At 62.4% G+C, this 11,972-nt stretch carries 8 protein-coding genes; 3 read left to right on the forward strand and 5 right to left on the reverse strand.

The genetic code is table 11. The features are described 5' to 3' along the window. Positions 1-188: 188 nt before the first annotated feature. From QWI20_RS05420 to ptsP, 3 genes are read right to left on the reverse strand one after another with little or no spacing between them, the layout of a single operon-like run. Positions 189-1,919, reverse strand: coding sequence for a PTS fructose-like transporter subunit IIB (locus QWI20_RS05420; protein ID WP_369304534.1), 1,731 nt, complete (start codon positions 1,917-1,919; stop codon positions 189-191). Between the two features lie 16 nt (positions 1,920-1,935). Next, the gene (pfkB, locus tag QWI20_RS05425; RefSeq protein ID WP_369304536.1) at positions 1,936-2,874 is read right to left on the reverse strand and encodes a 1-phosphofructokinase; all 939 of its coding nucleotides are present in this window, start codon (positions 2,872-2,874) and stop codon (positions 1,936-1,938) included. Continuing rightward, the gene (gene ptsP, locus QWI20_RS05430) at positions 2,874-5,735 is read right to left on the reverse strand and encodes a phosphoenolpyruvate--protein phosphotransferase (RefSeq protein WP_369304539.1); all 2,862 of its coding nucleotides are present in this window, start codon (positions 5,733-5,735) and stop codon (positions 2,874-2,876) included. Before ptsP ends, pfkB begins: the two co-directional genes overlap by 1 nt. A 352-nt stretch (positions 5,736-6,087) precedes the next feature. Here ptsP and cra point away from each other — a divergent pair, with 352 nt between their 5' ends. The 3 genes from cra to QWI20_RS05445 all read left to right on the forward strand — a co-directional run bounded on the left by cra (position 6,088) and on the right by QWI20_RS05445 (position 8,390). Next, positions 6,088-7,083, forward strand: coding sequence for a catabolite repressor/activator (gene cra, locus QWI20_RS05435; protein ID WP_369304540.1), 996 nt, complete (start codon positions 6,088-6,090; stop codon positions 7,081-7,083). A 5-nt stretch (positions 7,084-7,088) separates the two neighbouring features. Beyond that, positions 7,089-7,868 (forward strand): TatD family hydrolase, encoded by a 780-nt coding sequence (locus QWI20_RS05440; protein ID WP_369304541.1) that lies wholly within the window; start codon positions 7,089-7,091, stop codon positions 7,866-7,868. 93 nt (positions 7,869-7,961) lie between these two features. Beyond that, a complete protein-coding gene (locus QWI20_RS05445; protein WP_369304542.1) occupies positions 7,962-8,390 on the forward strand; it encodes a low affinity iron permease family protein in 429 nt (142 codons plus the stop codon). A 556-nt stretch (positions 8,391-8,946) separates the two neighbouring features. Here QWI20_RS05445 and garD read toward each other — a convergent pair. Beyond that, on the reverse strand, positions 8,947-10,500 hold the full coding sequence (garD, locus tag QWI20_RS05450) for a galactarate dehydratase (RefSeq protein WP_192170687.1): 1,554 nt from the start codon (positions 10,498-10,500) through the stop codon (positions 8,947-8,949). Between the two features lie 12 nt (positions 10,501-10,512). Then, entirely contained in the window at positions 10,513-11,883 is a 1,371-nt protein-coding gene (locus QWI20_RS05455; protein WP_369304543.1) for an MFS transporter, read from the reverse strand. Positions 11,884-11,972 lie beyond the last annotated feature (89 nt).

The raw sequence follows: 11,972 nt of genomic DNA on the forward strand, positions 1-11,972 counted from the left end.
CGTACTTGTAGGACTGGCTTCAGCCGGGAAGGCGTCGGCATTCACACCGCAATTTTGATGGTGTGCCGACGGGCCTCTTCCCGGCTGAAGCCGGTCCCACTAAAGGATCGCGTGCATCCAGCAGGACCGGTTGGAACCCCAATTTGTAGGACCGGCTTTAGCCGGGAAGAGGGCGGTACGGTCAGCGGTCAGGCGCCGGCGGGCACCGCGTCCAGCTCCGCCGTTTCAGGCCGTTTCAACAGCGCATACAGCACGCCTGTCACGATGCTGCCCGACACGATCGCCAGCAAATACAGCAGCGCATGATTGATCGCGTTCGGAATGAGCAGCACGAACAACCCACCGTGGGGTGCCATCAGTTTGCAGCCGAAGAACATCGACAGCGCCCCGGTCAGCGCGCCGCCCACGATGCTGGCCGGAATCACCCGCAGCGGGTCTTTCGCCGCAAACGGGATCGCGCCTTCGGAGATAAAGCACAGCCCCAACACAAAGGCCGCCTTGCCCGCTTCACGCTCGCTCTGGGCAAACTTGCGACGGGCAATCAGCGCGGCGATGCCCATACCGATCGGCGGCACCATGCCGGCCGCCATCGTTGCCGCCATCGGCGCGCCGCTGCTGGAGGCCAGCAAGCCCACCGAAAACGCATAGGACGCCTTGTTGATCGGCCCACCCAGATCCACGCACATCATCGCGCCCAGCAGCACGCCGAGCAGCACGGCGTTGGCCGTGCCCATGGTGTCGAGGAAGTGAGTCAACCCTTCGAGCATGCCGGCAACCGGCTTGCCTACCACGTAGATCATCACCAGCCCGGTGAACAGGCTCGCCAGCAGCGGAATGATCAGGATCGGCTTCAGCGCCTCGACACTTGCCGGCAGTTTCGCGTAGCGATTCACCGCCCAGGCGCTATAGCCCGCAAGAAACCCGGCGATGATCCCGCCAATGAAGCCGGCGCCCAAGGTGCTCGCCAGCAGACCACCGATCATCCCCGGCGCCAGGCCCGGACGGTCCGCAATCGAATAAGCGATATAACCGGCCAGCAACGGCACCATCAACTGGAACGCCGCGCCCGCGCCGATCTGCTTCAAGGCTGCCGCCAGCGTGCCCGGCTCTTCCGCCGCGTGAATGCCGAACACGAACGACAGCGCGATCAGCAAACCGCCCGCCACCACCATCGGCAGCATGAACGACACGCCGGTGAGCAGATGTTTGTAGACGCCGGTCTTCTCCTTTTTGGAAGAGGCCTTGGACGTTGAAGCCGTGGATTCAACCTCCGCCTCCGCCAAGGCTTTTTTCAACGTCGCTTCAGCTTGCTTAAGCGCGATACCGGTGCCGCAGCGATAGATGCGCTTGCCGGCAAAACGCTCGGTGGCGACTTCGATATCACACGCCAGCAGCACCACATCGGCGTCGGCAATGGCCTGGGCACTGAGCGGATTACGCGCACCGACCGAGCCCTGGGTTTCCACCTGCAGGTCATAGCCGAGCTTTTTCGCCGCCTGCTGAATCGCCTCGGCCGCCATAAAGGTGTGGGCAACACCGGTCGGGCACGCCGTCACCGCCACCAGACGCGGCTGCGCGCTGGACGTAGCAGACGGGGCGGAAGTCGCCGTATGCTCGGTCGCCAGCGCCGCCGCTGAACGCAGAAAGCCGTCGGCGTCCTGCAACGCCTGCGCGGGCGTGGCCTGATACAGGCGCTTGCCGGAGAAACGCGCCAGGTCCAGCGCGCCGGTGTTGACCACCAGCACCCAGTCGGCCGCTTCGATGTCGCCCGGCGACAGTTGCTTCTCCGGATGACGCGGGTCGTGGATCTCGACGCTGGTGCTCCAACCTTGGCGCTGGGCCGCCGCATCCAGCAGACGGGCACTGAGGACGCTGCTGATTTTGCCGTTCGGACAGGCCGTAACGATGGCTAACTTCATCACACTTCCTCTCTTGTTATGCCGTCAGGAAGCGGACGTTGACGCCGCTTTCAAGACGTTTCAATTGCGCCGGATCATTGATGCCGAAGCCGATCTGAGTGACGGCCATGGCCGCAATGGCCGTGGCGGTGCGCAGGGTCTGCTCGGGTTTGTGACCGCAGAGCAAACCGTGAACCATCCCGGCCAGCAGCGAATCACCTGCGCCGACGGTGCTGGCGACAGTGACCTTGGGCGGCAGTGCCTGCAGCGCCACGGCGGCACTGAACCAGTGAACGCCTTCCGAGCCCTGGGAAATCACCACGTGCTCGATGCCACGCTGGCGCAAGTCCGCCGCTGCTTCCGCCTGGGCGGCGATGGAAATGATCGGCGCATCCAACGCGTCGGCCAGTTCTTCGGTGTTGGGTTTGATCATCCACGGCGACGCTTCCAGTCCGGCGCGCAAGGCTTCACCACTGGTGTCCAGCGCCACCTTCAGGCCCATCGCGTTGAGGCGCAGCAACAGCGTTTTCAGCCACTGCGCGCTCACGCCACGGGGCAGACTGCCGGCCACGACCACCGCATCAAAACCCGACGCGATCTGCTCAACCCGAGCGGCCAGCGCCTGTTGCGCCTGGGCACTGACTTCCGGGCCTGGGCCGTTGAGGTCGGTGATGCGCCCGCTGCTTTCGGCCAGCTTGATGTTGCTGCGCGTCTCGCCCGGCACCCGCACGAACTCATCGACGAAGCCGCGCTTGGCGAACAGGGTTTCGAACGGCTGCTGGTTATCCACGCCGAGGAAGCCGGCAACGGTCAGGTCGTGGCCCAAATCAGCCAGCACCTGGGCGACGTTGATGCCTTTGCCCGCCGCGTGGCTGAGCATGGCGTCGCTGCGGTTGACCTGGCCGATCTGCAAGGGGCCCAACTGCACGGTCAGGTCCAGCGCCGGGTTCATGGTCAATGTCAGAATTTTCGCCATTACAGCCCCTCCACCAAGGCTCGCACGTCTGCCGCGCTGCCAACGGCCAGGGCCGCCTGCGCAAGTTTTCGGGCTTCAGTCAGATTCAATTCACGGACGCAGGCTTTGACTTCGCCGATGCTCCGCGCCGAGACACTCAATTCATCCACACCCAGGCCGACCAGCACCGGCACGGCCAGCGGATCGGCGGCCAATTCCCCACAGACGCCCACCCACTTGCCATGGGCATGGGCCGCACGCACGGTGATGTCGATCAGTTGCAACACCGCCGGGTGCAGGCCATCGGCCTGGGCGGACAGGGTCGGATGACCGCGGTCGATGGCCATCGTGTACTGGGTCAGGTCGTTGGTGCCGACGCTGAAGAAGTCCACTTCCTTGGCCAGCACCGGCGCGAGCAACGCCGCAGACGGCACCTCGATCATGATCCCCAGTTGCAGGTCGGCCACCGGGATCTCCAGACGCAGGCGCTCGGTCATGTCCCGGGCCTGACGCCATTCCTCGACGGTGCCCACCATCGGGAACATGATGCGCAACGGACGATTGTCCGCCGCACGCAGCAACGCGCGCAGCTGGCTTTCCATGATGTCCGGCCGCTGCAAGGTCAGGCGAATGCCGCGCACGCCGAGAAACGGGTTTTCTTCTTTATCGATGGGCCAGTACGGCAGCGGCTTATCGCCGCCTACGTCCAGGGTGCGAACCACCAGGGGACGACCGTCGAGGTCTTTGAGCACGCGACGGTATTCCGCTTCCTGGGTCGCTTCATCGGGCGCGGAACTGTGCGCCATGAACAGCAATTCGGTGCGCAGCAGGCCAACCCCTTCGGCGCCCTGCTCTACGGCTGCCGGCGTGCCGGCGCTGTCACCGATGTTGGCGAACACCTCAACGGCGTGGCCGTCCTGGGTGATCGCCGGCTCCATGCGCAGCGCGGCCGCCGCTTTGAGGCGTTGCTCGCGGGTGTCGCGGTCTTGCAAGGCGCGCTTCAGGGTCGCTTCATCCGGCGCTACGTCGAGACGCCCGCGTTGGCCGTCGATCAACAACGGCGTGCCGGATTTGATCAGCAACACGGCATCGCCGGCACCGACTAGCGCCGGAATACCCAATGCCCGGGCAACGATCGCGCTGTGGGCTGTGGCGCCACCGCGGGCGGTGAGAATCCCGGCAACCCGTGCAGGGTCCAGACGCGCGACGTCGGACGGACCGACTTCATCCATCACCAGAATGTACGGTTCTTCCGGCTCAACCAGATCCTCGACGCCACAGATCTGCGCCAGCACGCGGCGGCCGACGTCCCGCAGGTCAGCGGCGCGCTCGGCCAGCAATGCGTCTTTCAGCTGTTCCTGCTGACGCGCGGCGGCCTCGATCACGCTCATCCACGCGGCGGCGGCGCTTTCGCCTTGTTTTAGGCGCTGCGCCACTTCGTCGACCAGTTCAGGGTCGGCGAGCATTTCCTGGTGGGTGACGAAAATCTCGCGAATGGCCTTCGCCGTGCTGCGCTGAATCAATTGCTCGATGTCGAGGCGGACCTGCGCCAGCGCGCTGTGCAGGCGCTCGTGTTCGACGCTTTGCGATTCGCCCTGGGCCGGGTATTCGAACACCGGCAGCACGTGCACGTGGGCCGGGCCGACGGCGATGCCGGGCGCAGCAGGAACGGCCTGAATCTGAGTGCGAGCTGCGGGGGCGCTGAGGGTTTTCTCGACGACTGCCGGTGCGGGTGCGGCTTCGGTGTGGGTCGGCAACGGTTGGATTTCTTCGCCCAAGCCTTCGAGCACCGCAGCGATCAAAGCAGGCAAGGCGTCGGCAGCAATCGTCGGCTCGGCAATGAACTCAAGGGACTGACCGCGCTGCACGCCGAGGCTCAGCAGTTTGCTCAGGCTCTTGGCGGAAACGGGATTTTCGGTGCCGTCGACGATGCGCACGCGGATGTCGCCGTCGAAGCCTTTGGCCAACTGCGCGAGGATTTTCGCCGGCCGCGCGTGCAGGCCGTGGGCATTGGCCAGGGTCACGCGCTCACTCGGCCAGTCTGGCGGCACTTCGCCGCCCAATGCCTGAAGCACGGCGCGACTGCTGGTGGCCTGGCCCAATTCGTGGCCGCGGCCTTCGATCAGCAATGAGCACAGGCGCTCAAGCAACGCCTGGTGGGACTCACCCAGACTCGCCAGGCAGAATAGCCCGGTCAGCGACTGGCCCAAATGACGCATGGGTTTGTCCGGGGTGACGAAAGCCAGGCCGGGCTTGTTGACCATCTGCTCGCTGTGCAGCCACCAGAGGCCTTCGCCCAATGGCAGCGGCTCGACCTGCTGCAGCACAGCGGCGAAGCCGTTGTTCACGCACTCGGCCTTGCGCAGCAGACGCGCGCCGCGCCAGACCAGTTCTTCAAAATCATCGACCATGACGCCCAGGCTGATCATCTGCGCATCGAGGGCCAGTTCTTGTGGCGCGCCTTGCAGCAGTTTGAGCAGCGACTCGGGGTCCTTGGCCTGACGCAATGCTTCGCCCAGGTCGTTCTCGCCGAGAGCGCGGGTCAGCAGCTGGAGCAAACGCAAATGCTCATCGGACTTGGCGGCGATGCCGATGGCCAGATAGACCATTTGCCCATCGCCCCAGTCCACGCCTTCGGGGAATTGCATCAGGCGCACGCCGGTGGCGAACACCTGGTCGCGGGTCTGTGGCGTGCCGTGGGGAATGGCGATGCCCTGCCCCAGAAAGGTCGAGCCTTGTTGCTCGCGCGCCTGCAAGCCTGCGAGGTAGCCGGCAGCCACCAGGCCGTCAGCGACGAGCAAGTCAGCCAGCAGTTGCAACGCGGCGGGCTTGTCCACCGCCGACTGGTCCATGGAAATTTGCTCTATGGTCAGCTCGAGCATTGCGTTCTCCTGTGCTGCGCGGGGTCGCGCCAGATTCTTGTTGTAGGACCGGTCGTAGACACCGATGACTTACGGTTTGCGAATATCGAATGCGGCATTCAGAGGTGCGATTGGGCAAAAAGTGCCATAAACAGGCCTGCTGAATCGTTTAATCTAAAGTGTCGCGCACGTTACTTGATAATCCCGGCGGTTTGAAGCTCATCCGGTCGAATCGTGTAGGAAACATCCCGAGCGGGCTACATGCTTCCTACAAGGCGACGGTCTGCTGTCATGATGACTGTTAATCGGTGAAAATCCCTGCCACGGTAGTTCAGCTCTCAATTCTGCTTCTCATCACGAAAGGATGCCCGGCTTGAAACTCAGTGATATTGCGCGTCTGGCCGGTGTTTCTGTGACCACGGCCAGCTACGTGATCAACGGAAAGGCCGAACAGCAACGCATCAGCAGTGCAACGGTCGAGCGCGTGCGCGCGGTGGTCGACGCCCACGGCTTCCGGCCCAACCCGCAGGCCGCCGGGCTGCGCAGCCGGCATACCCGGACCCTCGGCTTCATCCTGCCCGACCTGGAAAACCCCAGTTACGCGCGCATCGCCAAGCAACTGGAACAGGGGGCGCGCGCTCGCGGTTACCAATTGCTGATCGCCAGTTCAGACGACGATCCCATCAGCGAGTTGCAGTTGTTGCAGCTGTTTCGCGCGCGACGCTGCGATGCGCTGTTCGTCGCCAGTTGCCTGCCGGCCAGCGATGACAGCTACCGCGCGCTGCAGCAGCAAGGGGTTCCGGTCATCGCGATCGACCGGGAGATGGACCCGGCGCACTTCTGCTCGGTGGTCAGCGATGACCACGACGCCAGCCAGCAGCTGACCCGCAGCCTGCTGGAGATCAAACCCCGGCACATCGCCCTGATCGGCGCGCAGCCCGAACTGAGCGTCAGTAAAGCGCGGGCCAGCGGCTTCGAAGACGCGCTGGAGGGTTTCGAAGGCTCGGTGATCATCGAACACGGCGACGCGTTCAGCCGTGATTGTGGCCTGCAACTGGCCAGCGACATGTTTGACCGCCTGGGGTATTTCCCCGACGCGCTGATCACGACCTCCTACGTCCTGCTGCAAGGGGTGTTCGATTTGCTGCACCAGCGCCGCCTGAATCCGGATCAACTTCACCTGGGCACGTTCGGTGACACGCAGTTGCTGGATTTCCTGCCGTTGCCGGTCAATGCCATGGCTCAGCAGCATCATCTGATTGCTGAAAAGGCCTTGGCGCTGGCGTTGTCGGCCATTGAGCAGGACCAGTACGAACCCGGCGTGCACGCCATCGTGCGGACATTCAAACAGCGGATTCACGAGGCGTAAGCAACGTGCGACTGATCGACACCCACACGCACCTGGATTTCGACGATTTCGACGCCGACCGCGACGACGTCCTCGCCAACAGCCGGCAGCTTGGGGTGGAGCGCATCGTGGTGTTGGGCGTCTATCAGCGCAATCTGCAACGGGTGTGGGATCTGGCGCTTAGCGCACCTTCGGTGTACGCCGCGCTGGGCTTGCACCCGGTGTTCCTGGAAGAGCATCAGCCCGAGCATGTGCAGCAATTGCGCGACTGGCTGGCCCGTCTGGCCGGGCATCCCAAGCTGTGCGCCGTCGGCGAGATCGGTCTGGATTACTACATCGAATCCCTGGACCGCTCGCGGCAAAAGACGTTGCTCGACCAGCAGTTGCAGCTGGCCGCCGACTTCAACCTCCCTGCCCTGCTCCACGTGCGCCGCAGCCACGCCGACACCATCGCTGCACTGAAGCGGTTCAAACTCAAGCGCCGCGGCATCGTTCACGCCTTCGCGGGCAGCCGCGAAGAAGCGCGGGAATACATCAAGCTGGGTTACAAGCTGGGGCTGGGCGGTGCGGCGACCTGGCCGCAGGCCCTGCGCATGCACCGGGTGATCGCCGAGCTGCCGCTGGAGAGCGTCGTGCTGGAAACCGATTCCCCTGACATGGCGCCTGCGATGTTCCCCGGCATGCGCAACAGCCCGGAGCATCTTCCCGACATCTGCGCGGCCATCGCCGAACTGATGAAAATCCCTGCACACGAACTGGCCGCAGCGAGCACCGCCAACGCGTGTGAAGTGTTCGGCTGGGACTGAAACCTGTCGCCGATTTCATGTTGCGATAAGAAATTTCAAAGACGCAGCGCGGTCCCTTGGGTAACTCTTTTGGTTAACTAAGGAAACCCGTTAATGAAATTCTCGAAGTTCGCGCAGGCCTTGTCGCAGTGGTCCGGCAGCCCACGAACCTTCCTCGTGGCGATTGCGCTGATCTGTGTGTGGGCCGTGACCGGGCCATTCTTCCACTACAACGACACTTGGCAGCTGATCATCAACACGTCCACCACCATCATCACCTTCCTGATGGTTTTTCTGATTCAGAACACCCAGAACCGCGACACCGATGAGATGCATATCAAGATCGACGAGCTGCTGCGCGTGACCAAAGACGCGCAGAACGCCGTGCTCAGCCTGGATAACCTCGACCAGAAGGAATTGCACGCGCTGCGCAAGAAGTACAAAGCGATGGGCGAAGGCGTGGAGTTTGATCACACCGAGGCGTTCCCGGAGCCGGAGCCTGAGGCGGGTGAAGAGAAGGGAGCGTTGGTGACGGGCCGTTGAACTGAGATGTCAGGGGGTTTCACAAAACTAACCGACCGGTGCGGCGCCCACCGGTGAATGAGAACGGTGCAGAATTTTCTGGCGACATGATTGAATTGTGGGAGTGAGCTTGCTCACGAAGGGGTCGGCACAACCGCTAAATCTTCAGCGGCAAAAGTGACGTCTTCGCGAGCAAGCTCACTCCCACAAGTCCAACGAACTGGCCGAAATTTCAAGTCAGTCCACCATCCTGTGGGAGTGAGCTTGCTCACGAAGGGGTCGGTACAGCCGCTAAATCTTCAGCGGTTGAAGTGACGTATTCGCGAGCAAGCTCGCTCCCACAAGTCCAACGAACTGGCCGAAATTTCAAGGCAGTCCACCATCCTGTGGGAGTGAGCTTGCTCACGAAGGGGTCGGTACAGCCGCTAAATCTTCAGCGGTTGAAGTGACGTATTCGCGAGCTCGCTCCCACAGGGGGCTGAGTACGGCGCAGAAACCTGTGGCGACACGACCATTCCCACATGACCATGCACCAGCCGGACTAACAAGCCCGGCTGGTAAAGGGCTGAATTCCGGCTCAGGTAATCGGCGCCGGGTTGAACAGGGTGATGTCGTTGTGCAGACGATACTTCTCGGTCCAGGTCGTCTTCTTGCCGCTGGCGACGTCGAGGTAGAAGTGAAAAAGCTCCCATCCCAAGTCCTCGATGCTGGCGCGCCCGGTTGCAATGCGCCCTGCATCAACGTCGATCAGGTCCGGCCAGCGCTGCGCCAGCTCCGTGCGGGTCGACACTTTCACCACCGGTGACATCGCCAGACCATACGGCGTGCCACGTCCTGTGGTGAACACGTGCAGGTTCATCCCTGCTGCCAGTTGCAGCGTCCCGCAGACAAAATCGCTTGCCGGCGTCGCGCAGAAGATCAGGCCTTTGCGCGTCACACGCTCGCCAGGGCCAAGCACCCCGTTGATCGCGCTGCTGCCGGATTTGACGATCGACCCTAGGGACTTCTCGACGATGTTCGACAGCCCGCCCTTCTTGTTCCCCGGCGTGGTGTTGGCGCTGCGGTCCGCTTCGCCCTTGGCCAGATAACGGTCATACCAGTCCATTTCACGAACCAGGCCTTCAGCGACTTCCATGTTTTCGGCACGGGAGGTCAGCAGGTAGATCGCGTCACGCACTTCGGTCACTTCCGAAAACATCACGGTAGCGCCCGCGCGCAGCAGCAGGTCCGAGGCATAACCCAGCGCGGGGTTGGCGGTGATGCCGGAAAACGCATCGCTGCCGCCGCACTGCATGCCCAGAATCAATTCCGACGCCGGCACGGTTTCGCGACGACGCTGGTCGAGCTTCTTCAAACGCGTCTCGGCCAATTCCATGATCTGCTCGATCATTTCGTTGAAGCCGTGTTTGGAGTCCTGCAGGCGATACAGCCAGGGCTCGCTCAGATCAACCGAGGCGTCGTCGCTGTGCATGACCTGATCGGCCTGCAACTTCTCGCAGCCCAGGCTGATCACCAGCGCCTCGCCCCCCAGGTTCGGGTTGCGCGCCAGATTGCGCACGGTGCGGATCGGGATGTACGCGTCCTTGGCGGTGATGGCGACGCCGCAGCCGTAACTGTGGGTCAGCGCCACCACGTCATCGACGTTCGGGTACTTGGGCAGCAGTTCTTCGCGGATGCGCTTGACGGCGAAATCCAGAACCCCGGTAACGCACTGCACCGTCGTCGTGATGCCCAGGATATTGCGCGTGCCGACGGTGCCGTCGGCGTTGCGGTAACCCTCGAAGGTAAAGCCTTCCAGCGGCTCCCCCCTGACCGGCACGGCATCAGACATCGGCAGGCTGTCCAGCGCCGGCGCCGACGGCATGCGCAGCTGATCTTCCTTGACCCAACTGCCCTTCGGGATCGGCTGCAGCGCATAGCCGATGGTGTGGCCGTAACGAATGATCGGCTCCCCTTCGGCGATGTCCACGGTGTTCACCTTGTGGCTCTGCGGCACATTGTCGACGGTCACCAGACCGTTATCGAATTCAGTCCCCGCCGGAACGCCCTGGTCATTGACCACGACGACGACGTTATCAAGCGCATGCAAGCGAATGTAACGCGGCGAGTCGGCATGTTGGATCAAGTTCATCACGGTTTTTCCTCAGAGTTTCGCTTGAGAAAGCTCGGCTTCACTGGCCGGCAAGGCACCCTTCGTTGGGGTTTCCTTGAGTTCTACGCGTTTGATTTCACCGACGATGAAGATGTAGCTGATCACCGCCACCAGCGCGTTGGCGCCGACGAACACCAGGGCCCATTTGAACGAACCGGTGGTGCTGATGATGTAGCCGATGACGATCGGGGTGGTGATGGAAGCGATGTTACCGAACATGTTGAACAGACCGCCGCTCAAACCGGCGATTTGTTTCGGCGATGCGTCGGACATGACCGCCCAGCCCAGTGCGCCCACGCCCTTGCCGAAGAAGGCCAGTGCCATGAAGCCCACGACGACCCACTCGATGTCGACGTAGTTGCAGGTGACGATCGAGGTCGACAGCAGCAAGCCGCCAATGATCGGCGCCTTGCGTGCGAAGGTCAGCGAGTGGCCTTTGCGCAGCAGGTAATCGGAGATGATCCCGCCGAGTACGCCGCCGATGAACCCGCAGATGGCCGGCAGTGAAGCGATGAAGCCCGCTTTCAGGATGGTCATGCCGCGTTCTTGAACCAGGTACACCGGGAACCAGGTCAGGAAGAAGTAGGTAATGCCGTTGATGCAGTATTGAGCCAGGTAAATGCCCAGCATCATGCGGTTGGTCAGCAACTGACGCACGTAGTCCCATTTCGGACCGCTGGCCGAGCCTTTGCCCTTGTCCTGATCCATGTCGACCATGCCGCCGTTGTTGGCGATGTGATCGAACTCTTCCTTGTTGATTTTCGGGTGGTTGCGCGGGCTGTGGATAACTTTCAGCCAGATCAGCGAGAACAGGATGCCGATGCTGCCCATCACGAGGAACACGTGCTGCCAGCCGAAGGTGTAAACGATCCAGCCCATGATCGGGGCGAACAGGACGGTGGCGAAGTATTGCGCCGAGTTAAAGATCGCCGAGGCCGTGCCGCGCTCGGACGTCGGGAACCAGGCCGCCACGATACGGGCGTTGCCGGGAAACGACGGTGCTTCGGCGAGGCCCACCATGAAGCGCAGGGCGAACAGCAGGAAGATGGCGGTCGAGAGACCGAATTCACCGACGTAGCCTTGCAGCACGGTGAACAGCGACCAAGTGAATATGCTCATTGCGTAGACTTTCTTGGAACCGTAGCGGTCCAGAAGCCAGCCGCCGGGGATCTGGCCGGCGACGTACGCCCAACCAAATGCGGAGAAGATAAAACCGAGGGTGACGGCGTCGATGCCGAGGCTTTTTTGCAGGCTGGAGCCCGCGATGGCGATGGTTGCACGGTCGGCGTAGTTGATCGTGGTCACCAGAAACAGCATGAGCAAGATCAAGTAGCGGACGTGAGTCGGCTTGGTTTTCAGCATGTTCGAAACTCCCACTAATTATTTTTTTGTGCGGGTAAACGATCTTATGTGTGTGTGCTGCTCGCCCCTGCCCCTAAAACAGATGCGAT

Origin of the sequence: Pseudomonas sp. W2-17, assembly GCF_041060445.1 — a bacterium.
In the GTDB taxonomy this organism is placed as follows: domain Bacteria; phylum Pseudomonadota; class Gammaproteobacteria; order Pseudomonadales; family Pseudomonadaceae; genus Aquipseudomonas.